The organism is Streptomyces sp. NPDC057010, from assembly GCF_042673805.1.
Lineage (GTDB): Bacteria > Actinomycetota > Actinomycetes > Streptomycetales > Streptomycetaceae > Streptomyces.
Genome location: NZ_JBHUSC010000087.1, coordinates 1 through 16557 on the forward strand (window position 1 = coordinate 1; position 16557 = coordinate 16557).

13 protein-coding genes are annotated in these 16557 nt (G+C 71.1%); 4 read left to right on the forward strand and 9 right to left on the reverse strand.

All coding sequences use genetic code 11. The annotated features are described in order from the left end of the window. Positions 1 to 128 precede the first annotated feature (128 nt). Positions 129 to 2132 (reverse strand): CocE/NonD family hydrolase, encoded by a 2004-nt coding sequence (locus ACFTXQ_RS35070; RefSeq protein ID WP_382649270.1) that lies wholly within the window; start codon positions 2130 to 2132, stop codon positions 129 to 131. 22 nt (positions 2133 to 2154) lie between these two features. Then, positions 2155 to 3678 (reverse strand): peptide MFS transporter, encoded by a 1524-nt coding sequence (locus tag ACFTXQ_RS35075; protein ID WP_382649273.1) that lies wholly within the window; start codon positions 3676 to 3678, stop codon positions 2155 to 2157. A gap of 199 nt (positions 3679 to 3877) precedes the next feature. Between ACFTXQ_RS35075 and ACFTXQ_RS35080 the strand changes: the two genes are divergently transcribed. The 4 genes from ACFTXQ_RS35080 (at position 3878) to ACFTXQ_RS35095 (ending at position 7121) form a co-directional block, all read left to right on the forward strand. Beyond that, entirely contained in the window at positions 3878 to 4888 is a 1011-nt protein-coding gene (locus ACFTXQ_RS35080; protein ID WP_382649276.1) for a polyprenyl synthetase family protein, read from the forward strand. A gap of 269 nt (positions 4889 to 5157) precedes the next feature. Then, on the forward strand, positions 5158 to 6348 hold the full coding sequence (locus tag ACFTXQ_RS35085) for an outer membrane lipoprotein carrier protein LolA (protein WP_382649279.1): 1191 nt from the start codon (positions 5158 to 5160) through the stop codon (positions 6346 to 6348). A gap of 138 nt (positions 6349 to 6486) precedes the next feature. Beyond that, positions 6487 to 6690 carry a ribbon-helix-helix domain-containing protein gene (locus ACFTXQ_RS35090; protein ID WP_251055898.1) on the forward strand — a complete coding sequence of 68 codons (204 nt, stop codon included), beginning with the start codon at positions 6487 to 6489 and terminating at the stop codon, positions 6688 to 6690. Further along, a complete protein-coding gene (locus ACFTXQ_RS35095; protein ID WP_382649283.1) occupies positions 6687 to 7121 on the forward strand; it encodes a hypothetical protein in 435 nt (144 codons plus the stop codon). Before ACFTXQ_RS35090 ends, ACFTXQ_RS35095 begins: the two co-directional genes overlap by 4 nt. Here ACFTXQ_RS35095 and ACFTXQ_RS35100 read toward each other — a convergent pair. The 7 genes from ACFTXQ_RS35100 to ACFTXQ_RS35130 form a co-directional block, all read right to left on the reverse strand. Further along, entirely contained in the window at positions 7111 to 8427 is a 1317-nt protein-coding gene (locus ACFTXQ_RS35100; protein WP_382649286.1) for a M28 family metallopeptidase, read from the reverse strand. The two genes, ACFTXQ_RS35095 and ACFTXQ_RS35100, sit on opposite strands and share 11 nt — an antisense overlap. A gap of 235 nt (positions 8428 to 8662) precedes the next feature. Next, positions 8663 to 9607 (reverse strand): EamA family transporter RarD, encoded by a 945-nt coding sequence (rarD, locus tag ACFTXQ_RS35105; RefSeq protein ID WP_382649289.1) that lies wholly within the window; start codon positions 9605 to 9607, stop codon positions 8663 to 8665. Positions 9608 to 9722: 115 nt separating this feature from the next. Then, positions 9723 to 10577 (reverse strand): SDR family oxidoreductase, encoded by an 855-nt coding sequence (locus ACFTXQ_RS35110; protein WP_382649292.1) that lies wholly within the window; start codon positions 10575 to 10577, stop codon positions 9723 to 9725. Positions 10578 to 10723: 146 nt separating this feature from the next. Then, positions 10724 to 11791 (reverse strand): 2-oxoacid:ferredoxin oxidoreductase subunit beta, encoded by a 1068-nt coding sequence (locus ACFTXQ_RS35115; protein ID WP_382649295.1) that lies wholly within the window; start codon positions 11789 to 11791, stop codon positions 10724 to 10726. Next, on the reverse strand, positions 11784 to 13727 hold the full coding sequence (locus ACFTXQ_RS35120) for a 2-oxoacid:acceptor oxidoreductase subunit alpha (protein ID WP_382649298.1): 1944 nt from the start codon (positions 13725 to 13727) through the stop codon (positions 11784 to 11786). Before ACFTXQ_RS35120 ends, ACFTXQ_RS35115 begins: the two co-directional genes overlap by 8 nt. A gap of 161 nt (positions 13728 to 13888) precedes the next feature. Next, positions 13889 to 14548, reverse strand: a complete 660-nt coding sequence (locus ACFTXQ_RS35125; RefSeq protein ID WP_030026962.1) for a response regulator transcription factor — start codon at positions 14546 to 14548, stop codon at positions 13889 to 13891. Between the two features lie 393 nt (positions 14549 to 14941). Then, entirely contained in the window at positions 14942 to 16249 is a 1308-nt protein-coding gene (locus tag ACFTXQ_RS35130; RefSeq protein WP_382649301.1) for a sensor histidine kinase, read from the reverse strand. Positions 16250 to 16557 lie beyond the last annotated feature (308 nt).

A 16557-nucleotide genomic window follows, 5' to 3' on the forward strand; every position in this document is an offset into this window, starting at 1 on the left:
CTCCGGCGTTTGAGGAGCGGGGGGCCGGGGGCTGGCCCCCGGCAGCGGCGCCGCAGACGGAGAATCCAGCCCCGCCGGCGATTGAGGCGCGGGGGCGGGGCGGAGCCCCGGGCACGGCCCGAAGGCGGTCAGCCCGCCGTGCGGGGGAGGCGGCGTTCCCACGTGCGGTGGAACACGACCTCGGCCCCCTCGCGGCAGATGAGCTCGTTCGACGTCACGAAGCCCCCCTCGTCGCACGAGGTTTCGGAACGGGTTTCGACGCGGGTGTCCCAGGCCAGGTCAGGCCGGTGGAGCCGGATCCGCCACTCCGAGCGGGCCCGCGCCGACAGCGGGTCCGCGTCCTGGATCTCGTACACCTCCGCCGCGTCCTCGGCGAACTCCAGCCCGTCCGGGTACACCCGCGTGCCCCCGTACCGCGGGTCCACCTCCAGCCGCCACGTCCCGCGCGCGACGTCCCGTACGACCACCCGTTCCGGCCGCGGTTCGTCCAGCGTCTCCGGGAAGGCCACCCCCAGCGGCTCCGCCTGCTCCGGCGCCTCGAAGACGATCCCCTCGTCCGAGGGCGACGGCGCCCGCACCGGCAGGGTCAGCGCGCTGCCCGCCGGGTCCAGGGTCCAGCCCGCCTCCGAGCCGGCCCGCGGCCAGATCCACGGCCAGTACGCGGAGGACAGGGCCAGCCGGATCCGGTGCCCCGGCGCGAACGCGTGGCCGATCCCGTTCAGCTCGAAGGTGACGTCCTCGTACGAGCCCACCGGCCACGGCACCGCCCGGTCCCGCCCCTTCCGGGCGGAGAGGTTCAGCGCGCCCCGGGTGACCAGGGTCGAGGACCCGTCGGGAGACACGTCGCACAGCCGGGCCACGACCTGCCCGTACGGCACGTCCAGCCGCAGCCGCACGGTCACCGACGGCCGCCCCAGGACCTCCACCGGCTCCCCCTCCGCCACCGGGAATTCGAAGCAGGCCGACTTCGCGTCCTCCTCCCGCTGGTCCGGCGGCAGGTCGGCGTCGTTGCCGAAGGGGAAGAACCGGCCCGCGTCCAGCCCGGTGTGCTGCGGGGAGGCGACGGCCACCGCCGGGCCCTGGAGCCCGTACACGACCGGGATGACCGACGCCGAGGGCCAGGCCTTGTCCCCGACCCACCGGCCCGGCAGCTCCTCGTACACCGTCGCCGGCGGGTGGGAGTCGCTGATCCAGGAGCGGAGCAGCGGCTCGTCCATCACGCCGTTGTCCACGCCCTTGAGCCAGTGGTCCCACCAGCGCAGGGTCTCCTGGAGGAAGCCGATCGCCGGCCCCGGCGGCAGCCCGCGGTCGGGGTACTGGTGGGACCACGGCCCGATCAGCCCCCGCACCCGGGTGGCGGGGAGCGCGGAGACCAGCCGCAGCACGGTGTCCCGGTAGGGGTCGTGCCAGCCGCCCACCGCGAGCACCGCCGCGCCGATCGCCCCGTAGTCCTCGCAGACGCTGCCGTGGCGCCAGTAGTCGTCGCGGGTCTGGTGCGACAGCCAGGTGTGGATCAGGGGTTCGACGGCCTCCAGCCGGTCCAGCCACTGCTGCCGCCAGCCGTCCCCCGCGTACAGCGGGTCCGGCGGCCGGGAGGCGAAGGCCAGCATGGTCGCCGCCCACGCGTGCATGTCCACGGCGAGCACCGAGCCGCCCATGTAGTGCACGTCGTTGTCGTACCGGTCGTCCGTCGAGCAGACCGTGACGACCGCCTTCAGCGGCTCGGGGGCCAGCGCGGCGATCTGGAGGCTGTTGAAGCCGCCCCAGGAGATCCCGAACATCCCCACCGACCCCGTGCACCACGGCTGCGCCGCGAGCCACTCCACCACCGCGACGCCGTCGGCGAGCTCGCGGGCGTCGTACTCGTCGCCGGGCAGGCCCCCGCTGCACCCGTGGCCGCGTACGTCCACCCGTACGGAGGCGTAGCCGTGGCCCGCGTACCAGGGGTGGCGCTGCCAGTCGCGGGGCGCGGTCCAGTCGGTGAGCCGGTACGGGAGGTACTCCAGCAGTGCGGGCACGGGCTCGTCGGTCACCGGGCGCCAGACGCGGGCGTACAGCTCGACGCCGTCGGCCAGCGGGATGCGGACGTCCTCGCGGGTGGTCCCGTACGGGTAGTCGGTGCGGATGATCATGGGTGAACCACCTCAACGGACCTCAGTGGACGGGGTGCATCGTGCGCCGCAGCCACGGCGCGAGGGCGAACACGGCCAGGGCCACCGCCACCGCGATGCCGCCGTTGACGCCGAAGTAGACGGGGTTTGAGACCTCGCCGTAGAGCTTCACCACCTGCGCCTGGATGCCGTTGGCCAGTGCCAGGGAGAGGAACCACAGCGCCATGGTCTGGCTGCTGAAGGCCTTGGGGGCGAGTTTGGTGGTGGCCGACATCCCGGAGGTCTCCAGGAGGATGTCGCCGAGGCCGAGCAGCAGGTAGGAGCCGACGATCCACCAGGCGGCCATCCGGTAGGCGTCACCGCCGTGCCCCGAGGTCGGGATGATCATCAGCAGGAAGGACAGGCCGCCCAGGAGCACCCCGATGGCGATCTTGTTGGAGGCGTGCGGCTGGCGGTGGCCCATGCGGGCCCACAGCGCGGCGACGACCGGGGCCAGGGCCACCTCGAAGGCGCCGAGGGCGGAGGCGTACCAGCTCGCCGGGAAGTGGAAGCCCAGGATCTCGGTCCGGGCGTTCGTCGAGGCGAGCAGCATCATCGTCGAGTAGGCCTGGAAGAGGATGAAGTTGAAGGCGACGGAGGCCAGGAAGAGGACCGCGTACGGTCGCAGCCGCCCGCGCTCCTCGGAGGTCACCCGGGGGCTCCGGAACATGATCGCGAAGTAGACAAGTGGCGCGATGACCGAAACGAGGGTGAGGAGGTCGACGAAGCGGTTCATTGTGAGCCAGCCGGCGAGGGAGAGCACGGTGGCGAGCACGGCGAAGGAGAGGCAGCCGCCAATGATCTTCGTCACGGCGGAGCGCATCGCGACGGGCGAGAGCGCGGCAGCATCATTTACAAGCGCCACGGAGTGCTTCCTTCCGGCCAGGTGGCGGCGGCCCAGGACGTACTGGACCAGGCCGGCGGTCATGCCGATGGCGGCGGCCGAGAAGCCCCAGTGCCAGCCCTTGTGCTCGCCGAGCCAGCCGGTGATGAGCGGTCCGGCGAAGGCGCCGATGTTGATGCCCATGTAGTAGAGCGCGAAGCCGGCGTCGCGCCGGTCGTCGTCGGTCCGGTAGAGCTTGCCGACCATGCTGGCCACGTTCGGCTTGAGCAGGCCGGTGCCCGCGCTGATCAGGCCGAGCCCGGCCCAGGTCATGGCGGCGGTCGGCACGGCCATGGCGTAGTGGCCGCAGGCGATGAGGATGCCGCCCCAGAGCACGGCCCGGTAGGAACCGAGGATGCGGTCGGCGAGCCATCCGCCCGCGACGGAGACGAGGTAGACCATGGTCCCGTAGGCCGCCGAGACGGAGGCCGCGGTGCCCGGGTTCATCCCGACCCCGCCGTTCGCCACCGTGTCCGCGAAGTAGAGGACGAGGATGGCCTGCATGCCCAGGAACGAGAACCGCTCCCAGACCTCCAGTCCCGACAGGGTGGCGAGGCCGCGGGGGTGGCCGAGGAAGGCGTGGTCGTCGCGGGGCGGCGGCTGCTCCGCCTCGGGATCCGCGGGTTCGTCTATGGCGGGCGTCATTCTGGACAAAACGTATTCTCCGGTTGTTTCGGCTCCTCAAGAACATACCGGTGCGCTTCGGGCGGTGCGCGAGTCGCGACCGGACGGGCGCTCTCGGTGATCGAAAACAGACCCGATACGCTGGCTTGAGTGATGGCAGCGACACATCGACAATCCAGGTGATCGTCAGCGTGATCGTCAGCAGACAGGAGTACCCCTCGTGACCGTCGTCGGGCCGTTCGGACTGAGCGTGCGGGACCAGGCTCTTGAGACCGATGTCCAGGCCGGACTGGCCGCCGTCGAGGCGGGTCTGCTGGAAGCCACCAAGAGCGAAGTCCCCTTCATCACCGAGGCCGCGCAGCATCTCGTGCGCGCCGGTGGCAAGCGTTTCCGCCCGCTGCTCGTGATGCTCGCGTCGCGGTTCGGCGACCCGTACGCGCCCGGCATCGTGCCCTCCGCCGTGGTGGTGGAGCTCACGCACCTCGCGACGCTCTACCACGACGACGTGATGGACGAGGCGGACGTACGCCGCGGGGTGGAGAGCGCCAACGCCCGCTGGGGCAACTCGGTGGCCGTCCTGACGGGTGACTTCCTGTTCGCCCGCGCCTCGCACATCCTGGCCGACCTCGGGCCCGAGGCCGTCCGCATCCAGGCCGAGGCCTTCGAGCGGCTGGTGACCGGCCAGATCCTGGAGACGGCCGGCCCGCGCGACGGCCGCGACCCCGTCGAGCACTACCTCGACGTCATCGCCGGCAAGACCGGCTCGCTGATCGCCGTCTCCGGCCGGTTCGGCGCGCTGATGTCGGGCGCCGACGAGTCGGTCGTCGACATCCTGACCCAGTACGGCGAGCGGCTCGGCACCGCCTTCCAGCTCGCCGACGACGTCCTGGACATCGCCTCCGACGCGCACGAGTCCGGCAAGACCCCGGGCACCGACCTGCGCGAGGGCATCCCCACCCTGCCCGTGCTGCGGCTGCGCGAGATGGCCGCCCGCGACGGGCGCGCGGAGGACCTGGAGCTCGTGGCCCTCCTGGACGGCGACCTGACGGACGACGCCCGCCACGCCGAGGTCCTGACCCGGCTGCGCGCGCACCCCGCCCTGGAGCAGGCCCGCCGCGACACCATCCGCTACGCCGAGGACGCGCGGGCCACGCTCGCGCCGCTGCCGGAGTGCTTCGCGAAGTCGGCTCTGGAGGAGCTGTGCGACGCGGTGGTGCACCGGGCGGGCTGACGCCGCGTCCGGTACGGCTGCCGCGACGGCCGTTGCGTGCGGCCCCTGCCGCAAGAGACAAGGAACGGGCCCTTCCGCCCCATCGACCCCTACGGGTCGGGGGAGGAGGGCCCTTTCCGTGTCATCCCACGGTCGTACGCGCAGTTGCGTCCGGGGGCTGACGCCCGCGCCCCGCGGATTTGGTCAGATGGAGTCATCAACCCCACCAGATCGGGTGAGCGCGGCGACACGGGGGTCGCCGCCGTCGACACAGAGGGCAGGGCACTGACATGGCAGCGAACACGAAGACTTCTCGCAAGGTCGCCCGGTACGCCGTACCGGTCGCGGTGGCAGGTGTGGCCGCGGCGACCGTCGCGATGGTCCCGGCTTTCGCCAACGCCGGCGGACCCGACCTGCCGAAGGTGACGGCGCAGCAGCTGATCGAGAAGATCGCGGCCTCGGACGTTCAGGAGCTGTCGGGCACGGCCCGGATCACCACCGACCTGGGGCTGCCGAAGATCGCGAGCGGCCTGCTGGGCGGCGGCGGTGTCGCGACCGGCTCCGCCAACCCGGAGGAGAAGCTGACGCAGCTGGCGAACGGCACGCACACCTTCCGCGTCGCCGCCGACGGTCCGGACCGCCAGAAGCTCACGTTCCTGGACGGCAAGGACGAGTACAGCCTCATCCACAACGGCGACGACGTGTGGGGCTACGCCTCCAAGTCGAACGAGGTCTTCCACGAGAAGAACGCGGGACAGGGCGAGCGCAAGGCGGACGAGCGCCTCGCCGCCTCGCCCCAGCAGCTGGCCCAGGACGTCCTGAAGGCGGCCGGCACGACCACGGACGTCGGCGTCGGCGACACGGCGCAGGTGGCCGGGCGGGACGCCTACCAGCTGGTGCTCAAGCCCAAGCAGGCCGGTTCCACGGTCGGTTCGGTCCAGATCGCGGTGGACGCCAAGAACGGTGTGCCGCTGCGGGTGCAGCTGCTGTCCTCCCAGGGCGGCAAGCCGATCGTGGACGCGGGCTTCACGCAGGTGGCCTTCGCCAAGCCGGCCGCCGACACCTTCGCCTTCACCCCGCCCAAGGGCGCGAAGGTGACCGAGGGTACGGAAGGCGTCGAACAGAAGGGCAAGGAGGGCGAGCACCTCAAGGCCCTGGAGTCCTTCCCGGGCCTGGGCGGCCTGACCGGCGGACCCGGGGGCAAGGATGACGTGAAGGTGCTCGGCGAGGGCTGGGCCACGGTCGCGCAGATCAACTCGGGCACGGGCAAGGGCCTCAAGGATCTGGAGAACGACAAGAACGCCCCGAAGGAGGCCAAGCAGCTCCTCGGCTCGCTCGGAGAGAAGGTCACCGGGAAGTTCGGCGAGGGCCGGGTCCTGTCGACCCGCCTGGTCAACGCCCTGATCACGGACGACGGCAAGGTCTACGTCGGCGCGGTCACCAAGGACCAGCTGGTGAAGACGGCGGATGCCGCGAAGTAGTGGCGGAACAGCACGGATTCACCGTAATCGGGTGTAATTGGCCGTAATCGGCGGAAGGGTGGCCCGGGACCTGTGTCCCGGGCCACCCTTCCGCCGTTCCCCTCCTGCGTACAGCACCCCCGCTGTACGGTTGATGTCATGTCGAGACACGTCACCATCCGCCTGGACGAAGAGTTCCACGAACGCCTGAAGGCGCGCGCGGCGGCGCTGGGCACGACGGTCACCGCGCTGATCACCGAGGTCACGGAACGCGAACTGGACGACGACCGGAAGAACTTCCTGTCCGGCATCGAGGAGTTCGCCGACCACTGGGGCTACTTCCAGGAGCGGTTCGGCAATTGAAGATCACCATGGAGTGGGCCTGGACCGCTCTGGCCCACCATCTCCCGTCCGATCCCGCCGTATGGGACCCCTCCGGGGTGGCCGCCGCGGTCGCCCGGCACCAGAACGACCTCGTCCTGGTGCCCGAACAGCCCGCCCCGGACACCGCGTGGCGGGCCGCCGCGTTTCTGCACACCCTCGCGGTGTGCCCGGCGCTGGAATCCCCGATGAACGAGTTCTACGCGGCCGCCGCGACCCGCTCGTACCTGCGCGTGGCCGGGGCCAGGCAGCTGCCCTCGCCGGAGGTGCTCGGCGATCTGGTCGAGGCCGCAAAGAAGGGCCGGGCCGACGTGGCCGCGGTCGCCGAGGAGCTGCGCGCCCGCATCCAGGAGCCGCCGCCGGTCCTGCACGGCGACGGCTCCGAAGACGGCGGTACCGGGATCAGAAGGTGATCTTCCAGCTGTTGATGTAGCCGACGTCCTGTCCGGCCAGGTCCTTCGCCTGGAGCTTCCACACCCCGTTCGCGACCTCGCTGGAGGCGTTGACGGTGTACGACTGGACGAGGTTGTCGGCGCTGCCGCCGCTGCGGTTGTGCAGGTTGTAGACGGTGCCGTCCGGGGCGACCAGGTCGACCACCAGGTCACCGCGGTAGGTGTGGACGATGTTCACGTCGACCTTGGTGGTGGCGGGCGCGTTGCCCGTGACCCCGGAGACCGTGATCGGCGAGGTCACCGCGGCGCCCGGGTAGTCCGGGATGTTCACGTCGGCGGTGTTCTCGAAGGACGGGCCCGGCGGGACCGGGGTGGCCGCGCCCAGGTTCCAGATCGCGTAGGCGATGGCGTCGGCGTTGCGGTCCAGGGCGGTGTCGTTGATGTTCGCCAGCGAGTCACAGGAGGAGTGGTAGCACCGGTCGAAGGCCTGACCGGAGGTGCCGCCCCACTTCTGCGCCTGGGCCGCCGTCTTGGTGTAGTCGGCGCCGGAGAACAGGCCGCCGACCGGTATGCCGGCGCTCTTGAACGGGGCGTGGTCGGAGCGGCCGTCGCCCTCCGTCTCGATCTCGGTCGGGATGCCGAGACCCGCGTAGTAGTTCTTGAAGGTCTGCTCGATCGTCGGGTCGTCGTCGTAGACGAAGTAGCCCGGGTTCGGCGAGCCGATCATGTCGAAGTTCAGGTAGCCGGAGATCTTCGCCTTCTCGGCGGCCGGCAGGTTGTTGACGTAGTACTTCGAGCCGACCAGGCCCAGCTCCTCCGCGCCCCACCAGCCGAAGCGCAGGTGCTTCGTCGGCTGGAGGCCCGCCCGGGACACGGCGAGCGCGGCCTCCAGGACCGCGGCGCTGCCGGAGCCGTTGTCGTTGATGCCGGCGCCCGCGGACACCGAGTCCAGGTGCGAGCCGGACATCAGGACCGAGTTGGGGTCGCCGCCCGGCCAGTCGGCGATCAGGTTGTAACCGGTGGCGCCGCTGGAGGTGAAGGTCTGCAGGGTGGTGGTGAAGCCGGCCGCGTCGAGCTTGGCCTTCACGTAGTCGATCGAGGCCTTGTAACCGGCCTTGCCGTGGGCGCGGTTGCCGCCGTTGTTGGCGGCGATCGTCGAGAGCTGCGAGAGGTGGGCCTTGACGTTGGCCAGCGGAATGTCGGGCGGCGTCGGCGCCGCGGTGGCCGCCGTGGGGGCGGCGAGCGCGGCGGGAGTGGTGGCGGCGAACAGGCCCGCGACCGCGAAGGCGGTCACGGCAGCGAGGCGCCGGGAGACGGACAGGCTCATGTGGGGGCTCCGGGATTCCGCGGGGATGTGACGGAACGGGTGGGGATAGAGCAGGTGAGCGTTCGTGCGTCTGTGCGAGCCTGATGTTCAGCGAGAGTATGACTGTCCGTCAAGACCAGATTTCGGTCAGGCCGGTTCGGAAAACGGACGATCCCCGTTACGGGGGTTCCGTAACGGGGATCGCGGGGATCGTGGTGACCGGGTGCGCCCTGTGGCGCCGCCCGCTGCGCGGCTCCTACGCGGGCTCGCGCGCCGGCGCCCCGACCGCCCGGGCCGGCATCTCGAGCCGGGCCCGGGACTGCCGTGCCGTACGCAGGGCGTCCCAGGTCAGGAGCGCGAGCGCGGCCCAGACCAGGGAGAAGCCGGCCCAGCGCTCGGGCGGCATGGCCTCGTGGAAGTAGAGGACGCCGAGCCCGAACTGGAACACCGGGGCCATGTACTGGAGCAGCCCGAGGGTGGACAGCGGGACCCGGATCGCCGCCGCCCCGAAGAAGACCAGCGGGATCGCGGTGACGAGCCCGGTCGCGGCCAGCAGGAGCGCGTGGCCGACGCCGTGCGCGGCGAAGCTGGACTGGCCCTGCGCGCCCTGCCACAGCAGGTAGCCGAGGGCGGGCAGGAACAGCACGGCGGTCTCGGCGGTCAGCGACTCCAGCCCGCCCATGTTGAGCTTCTTCTTGATCAGCCCGTAGGTGGCGAAGGAGCAGGCCAGGACCAGCGAGATCCACGGCGGCCGCCCGTAGCCGACGGCGAGCACCAGCACGGCGATGAAGCTGATGCCGACCGCCGCCCACTGCACGCGGCGCAGCCGCTCACCCAGCACCACCACGCCGATCGCGATGCTGACCAGCGGGTTGATGAAGTAGCCGAGGCTCGCCTCGACGACGTGGCCGTTGTTGACCGACCAGATGTACAGGCCCCAGTTCACGCTGATGATCGAGGCGGCCAGCGCGGTCAGCCCCAGCTTGCGGGGCTGGCGCACCAGCTCGGCTATCCAGCTCCAGCGGCGCAGCGCGAGCAGCGCCAGCCCGACCACGGCCAGGGACCACACCATGCGGTGGGCGAGGATCTCGACGGCCCCGGAGGGCATGAGCAGCGGCCAGAAGAGCGGGACGAGGCCCCACAGTCCATACGCGCCGAATCCGTAGAGCAAACCCGTGCGCTGCTCGTTCTCCGCCTTCACGGGGCCTCCTGTACGACATCCAGCCAACCTCACGACCGTAGCGCCGCACGGGCCGGATGTCACGACCGTTTACTGGAGATACCCATTACACCTTGAGGGGCTCCCGCGACCGGACTCAGGCGAGCGCGGCGGTGATCGCCTCGGACACCGGGGTGGTGGGGCGGCCGATGAGGCGGGCCAGGTCCCCGCTGGTGCCCGCCAGCCGGCCGCGCGCGATGGCGGCGTCGACGTCGACGATGATCTCCGCGAAGCCCTCGGGCACTCCGGCGCCGGTCAGGATCGACGTGTGCTCCTCGGCCGGCACCTCGGTGTACGCGATCTCCTTGCCGCTCTGCGCCGACAGCTCGGCCGCGTACTCCGCGAGGTTCCAGGCGGTGTCGCCGGAGAGCTCGTAGACCTGGTTCAGGTGGCCCTCGCCGGTGAGCACCACTGCCGCGGCGGCCGCGTAGTCGGCGCGTGCCGCCGAGGCGACGCGGCCCTCGCCCGAGCTGCCGACGATCGCGCCGTGCTCCAGGTGGGTGGCCAGATCGCGCGTGTAGTTCTCGTGGTACCAGCCGTTGCGCAGGAAGGTGTACGGGATGCCGGAGTCGAGGACGGCCCGCTCGGTGGCCCTGTGCTCGGCCGCCAGCTCGAAGTCGGCCTCCGGCCCGCCGAGGATGCCGGTGTAGGCGAGCTGCGCCACGCCCGCCGCCTGCGCGGCCTCCAGTACGGCGGTGTGCTGGGCGACGCGGCGCCCGATCTCGTTGCCGGAGATCAGCAGCACCCGGTCGCCGGCCCGGAAGGCGGTGGCCAGGGCCGCCGGGTCGCCGTAGTCGGCGACGCGGACCTCGACGCCCCGCTCGGCCAGGTCGGCGGCCTTGTCCTTGTCGCGGACGACGACGGCGACCGTCTCGGCGGGGACCCGCTCCAGCAGCTCGTCGACGACGAGACGGCCGAGGGCTCCGGTGGCTGCGGTGACGACGATGCTCATGACTGCTCTCCTCGTTGGACGGAGACACCACCCTACGGTAAGCGCTAACTTTTAGAAAGTGCTCACTGGGGGAAAGTGTGGCGCGGACGCGCCGAAGCCCGGATCCGACGGGGGATCCGGGCTTCGTGCTTCGCCGTGCTCGCCGGTCAGCCGACGACGGTCCAGGTGTCGTTGCCGTGCAGGAGGGCGCCGAGGTCGCCCTTGCCCTTCTGGTCGATGGCCGTGTCGAGCTGGTCGGCCATGAGGGTGTCGTAGACGGGCCGCTCCACGCTGCGGAAGACGCCGATCGGGGTGCGGTGGAGGGTGTCGGGGTCGGCCAGCCGGGACAGCGCGAACGCGGTCGTCGGGCCGGCGGCGCGGGCGTCGTGGACCAGGATCCGCGACTCGTTCTCCGGGGTGACCTCGACGACCTCCAGGTCACCGGTGGCGGGGTTGCGGACGACGCCCTTGTGGCCGCCCGCCCCGAAGCGGATCGGCTGCCCGTGCTCCAGCCGGATCACGGCCTCCTGGGCCTGCTCGTTGTCCTTGAGGACCTCGAAGGCGCCGTCGTTGAAGATGTTGCAGTTCTGGTAGATCTCCACCAGAGCCGTGCCCTGGTGGTCGGCGGCCTGGCGCAGCACCTCGGTGAGGTGCTTGCGGTCCGAGTCGACCGTCCGGGCCACGAACGAGGCCTCGGCCCCGAGCGCGAGCGAAACCGGGTTGAAGGGCGCGTCCAGCGAGCCCATCGGGGTCGACTTGGTGATCTTGCCGAGCTCGGAGGTCGGGGAGTACTGGCCCTTGGTCAGCCCGTAGATCCGGTTGTTGAAGAGCAGGATCTTGAGGTTGACGTTGCGGCGGAGGGCGTGGATGAGGTGGTTGCCGCCGATGGACAGCGCATCGCCGTCACCCGTCACGACCCAGACCGACAGGTCGCGGCGCGAGGTGGCCAGCCCGGTGGCGATGGCCGGGGCGCGCCCGTGGATCGAGTGCATCCCGTAGGTGTTCATGTAGTACGGGAAGCGGCTGGAGCAGCCGATGCCGGAGACGAAGACGATGTTCTCCTTCGCCAGCCCCAGCTCGGGCATGAAGCCCTGCACGGCCGCGAGCACCGCGTAGTCGCCGCAGCCGGGGCACCAGCGGACCTCCTGGTCCGACTTGAAGTCCTTCATCGACTGCTTGGCCTCGGCCTTGGGCACCAGGGACAGCAGGTGCGGGTGGTCGGTCACCTCAGTCATTGATGGCCTCCTCGAGGACCTTCGCGAGCTGCTCCGCCTTGAAGGGCATTCCGTTGACCTGGTTGTACGACTGGGCGTCGACCAAGTACTTCGCCCGGATCAGGGTGGCCAGCTGCCCGAGGTTCATCTCCGGCACCACTACCTTGTCGTAACGCTTCAGGACCTCGCCGAGATTCCTCGGGAAGGGGTTCAGGTGGCGCAGGTGCGCCTGCGCGATGGGGCTGCCGGCGAGGCGCAGGCGGCGGACGGCGGCGGTGATCGGCCCGTACGTGGAGCCCCAGCCCAGGACGAGCGTGCGGGCCCCGTCCGGGTCGTCGACCTCCAGGTCCGGCACCTCGATGCCGTCGATCTTGGCCTGGCGGGTGCGGACCATGAGGTCGTGGTTGGCCGGGTCGTAGGAGATGTTGCCGGTGCCGTCCTGCTTCTCGATGCCGCCGATGCGGTGTTCGAGGCCGGGGGTGCCGGGGACGGCCCACGGGCGGGCCAGGGTCTCCGGGTCCCGCTTGTAGGGCCAGAACACCTCGGTGCCGTCGGCGAGGGTGTGGTTCGCGGCGGTCGCGAACTGGATCTTCAGGTCGGGCAGGTCCGCCACGTCCGGGATCCGCCAGGGCTCCGAGCCGTTGGCGAGGTAGCCGTCGGAGAGCAGGAACACCGGGGTCCGGTAGGTCAGCGCGATCCGGGCCGCGTCCAGGGCGGCGTCGAAGCAGTCCGCCGGGGTGCGGGGCGCCACGATCGGCACGGGGGCCTCGCCGTTGCGGCCGAACATGGCCTGGAGCAGGTCGGCCTGCTCGGTCTTGGTCGGCAGGCCGGTGGAGGGGCCGCCGCGCTGGATGTCCACGATCAGCAGCGGCAGCTCCAGCGAGACCGCCAGGCCGATCGTCTCGGACTTCAGGGCTACACCGGGCCCGGAGGTGGTGGTGACGCCGAGCGAGCCGCCGAAGGCCGCCCCCAGCGCCGCGCCGATGCCGGCGATCTCGTCCTCGGCCTGGAAGGTCCGTACGCCGAAGTTCTTGTGCTTGGACAGCTCGTGCAGGATGTCCGAGGCCGGGGTGATCGGGTACGAGCCCAGGTAGAGCGGCAGGTCCGCCTGCTGGGAGGCCGCGATCAGCCCGTACGAGAGGGCCAGGTTCCCCGAGATGTTGCGGTAGGTGCCGGTGGGGAAGGCCTTGCTGGCCGGGGCGACCTCGTAGGAGACGGCGAAGTCCTCGGTGGTCTCGCCGAAGTTCCAGCCCGCCCGGAAGGCGACGATGTTCGCCTCCGCGATGTCCGGCTTCTTCGCGAACTTCTGCCGCAGGAAGGCCTCCGTGCCCTCCGTCGGCCGGTGGTACATCCAGCTCAGCAGGCCCAGCGCGAACATGTTCTTGCTGCGCTCGGCCTCCTTGCGGGTCAGCCCGAAGTCCTTCAGCGCCTCGACCGTCAGCGTCGTGAGGGGCACCGGGTGCAGGCTGTAGGCGTCCAGCGAGCCGTCCTCGAGCGGCGAGGTCTCGTACCCGACCTTGGCCATGGGGCGCTTGGTGAACTCATCGGTGTTGATGATGATCTCCGCGCCGCGCGGCACGTCCGCGATGTTCGCCTTCAGGGCGGCCGGGTTCATCGCGACCAGCACGTTCGGCGCGTCGCCGGGGGTCAGGATGTCGTGGTCGGCGAAGTGGAGCTGGAAGGAAGACACGCCCGGGAGGGTTCCGGCGGGCGCCCGGATCTCGGCGGGGAAGTTCGGCAGCGTGGAGAGATCGTTGCCGAAGGACGCCGTTTCCGAGGTGAACCGGTCACCGGTGAGCTGCATACCGTCACCGGAGTCACCCGCGAATCGGATGATCACACGATCGAGGCGACGTACTTCCTTGCCGCCCGGGCTCGCCGGAGTGCGCTGTCCACCGACAACCGCACCCCCAGCCCCGTCGGCCTGCTCGGCTGGGCTACTGACCTGGCTGGTCACTGAACTGGACCTCCTTCGAGGCGTGGGCACCCCCACAGGACCCACCCTACGTCCGCAGGGTTCTCGTCCCAGGGGACGACCACATTCTGGACCGTCGGCCCGCCCCTTGAGACGGCCGACGTGTGTGCCGTAATTGCCGTATCTGAGAGATTGTCAGTCGATCAAGATTTGAGGTAGGTGAGAACGGCCAGAACACGCCGGTGATCCCCATCACTCGGCGACAGGCCGAGCTTCATGAAGATGTTGCTGACGTGCTTCTCCACCGCGCCGTCGCTGACGACCAGCTGCTTGGCCACCGCCGAATTCGTGCGGCCCTCGGCCATCAGCCCGAGCACCTCGCGCTCCCGCGGGGTCAGCCCCGCCAGGACGTCCTGCTTCCGGCTGCGGCCGAGGAGCTGGGCGACGACCTCCGGGTCCAGGGCGGTACCGCCCCGGGCCACCCGCACGACCGCGTCGAGGAACTCGCGCACCTCGGCCACCCGGTCCTTGAGCAGGTACCCCACCCCGGTGCTGGAACCGGCCAGAAGTTCGGTGGCGTACTGCTCCTCCACGTACTGCGACAGCACGAGCACGCCTATCCCGGGGTGATCGCGGCGCAGCCGTACGGCAGCCCGTACGCCCTCGTCCGTGTGCGTGGGCGGCATCCGCACATCGGCCACCACCACGTCCGGCAGCGCGTCCTCCGCCGCCAGCTCCGCCACCGTCTTGATCAGGGCTTCCGCGTCCCCGACGCCCGCGACGACGTCATGCCCCCGGTCGGTCAGCAGCCGGGTCAGGCCCTCGCGCAGCAGCACTGAATCCTCGGCGATGACCACCCGCACCCTGTCTTCCACGATCCCGCAGCTCCCGCGTCCACTCGTTCCCGCACTCCTTGACGCAGCCAAGCATCCCAGCCTGAAGGCCGAATAAAGGCAGAGCCGAGCCAACGAATGCCCACGGGGCGGGAGTTTCCGGCCACCCCTAACGGAATCCGGCCACCCTGCACCTGCACACTCAGGGCGGCCAATCCCAGCCCCGCCGGCGTTTGAGGCGCGGGGTGCGGGGCGGAGCCCCGGTCTTTGAGCGGCACCTGTGCACTCAGGCGGGCCAAATCCAGCCTCGCCGGCGTTTGAGGCGCGGGGTCTGGGGCGGAGCCCCGGGAAGCGGCGCCGGGCGCGGGCACGCAGCGGGACTCCCGTCCACCCCGGACGGGAGTCCAGATCCGCGGCGCCCGCCTAGCCGCGCTCGCGCCACGGCAGCTCGGCGGTCACCGTGGTCCCCCCGCCGACGGGGGAGTCGACCACCAGCACCCCGTCCACCGCGTCCAGCCGCGCCCCGAGCCCCGCCAGCCCACTACCGCCGGAGGCCTCGGCTCCGCCCCGCCCGTCATCCGCGACCTGGATCAGCAGCCGCTCCCCGGACTTCCACACGTCCACCGAGGCCGACCGGGCCGACGCGTGCTTGCTGACGTTCTGCAGCAGCTCCGACACCACGAAGTACGCGATCCCCTCGATCGCCTCCGCCGGCCGCGCCGGGAGATCCACGGCCACCCGTACCGGCACCACGCACCGCGACGCCACCGCGGACAGTGCCGCGTCCAGCCCCCGGTCGGTCAGTACCGCCGGATGGATCCCGCGCGCGAGGTCCCGCAGCTCCTGGAGGGCGATCTTCACCTCCCCGTGGGCCTCGTCCACCAAGCGGGCGGCGGCCCGCGGGTCCTGGGCCAGCGTTTCCTTCGCCAGCCCCAGATCCATGGCCAGCGCCACCAGCCGCGCCTGCGCCCCGTCGTGCAGGTCCCGCTCGATGCGCCGCAGGTCGGCGGCCGCGGTGTCCACGACCACCCCCCGGTCGGACTCCAGCTCGCTCACGCGGCTGTCCAGCCGGGACGGCCCGAGCAGCCCGCCGACCAGGACCCGGTCGACGGTGGTCAGCGCCCGGAACACCCAGGGCGTGGCCAGGGTGAGCGCCAGCCCGACCACAGAGGTCAGGAGGATCGCCACGGGAGAGTCGAGGGACAGGGTGTAGTCGCCGTTGTTGAAGACCATGAGCCCGGACTGGTCGGTGAACGCCGGGAAGACCCAGAACCACAGCGGGTACAGCAGGAAGCCCCACCCGTAGGCCCAGAACGTCAGCGCCACGCAGAAGCCGAACACCGCCCACGGGAAGTGGATCACCGAGTAGAGCGCGTGCCGCCAGGCGCTCCCGCTCTTGAGCAGCGCACCCATGGCGGCGAGGGCCCCGCCCTTCCTGGCGCGGACGGGCGCGGGGTCGGGGACGTCGGCCCCGAGGAGGACGCGGACCCGGGCCCGCTCCAGGCGGCCGAACCCGCGGCACATGGCCAGCATGCCGGCGAGCACCGGAACCCCGAGGAAGGTCACGAGCAGCCCGGCACCGACGCTCAGGCCGGTGATCGCGAGCGAGAAGTAGAGCACGCTCAGCGGCATCCCGATCAGCAGATACCCGAACTCCCGCCAGGTCCGCCCCGCGACGGGAGCCCGCAACACGGCTCGGATCCCCCCGCCACTGCCCATGCCCTCGCCCATGATCCCGCCCGCCCTTCCGTTGCGTACCCCCCAACCCTCCCGTTTCCCACCCACCCGGAACCATCCGGCGAGTCGGCATGTCCACCGGGGGGTTAACCCCACCCCGAACCCGCACTTGACATACTCCGGAGGTCAATTCCGGCCCGATCGCCGGGCCATTTCCAGCCCTACCGGCGTCTGGGGCGCGGGCTCCGGCCGGAGCCCCGATCTTTGAGCGGCACTTGCGCACTCAGGCGGCCAAATCCAGCCCCGCCCGAGAGTGAGCCCCGGGGGCCGCGGCGGCGCCCCGGGCAGCGGCGCCGCGAGCG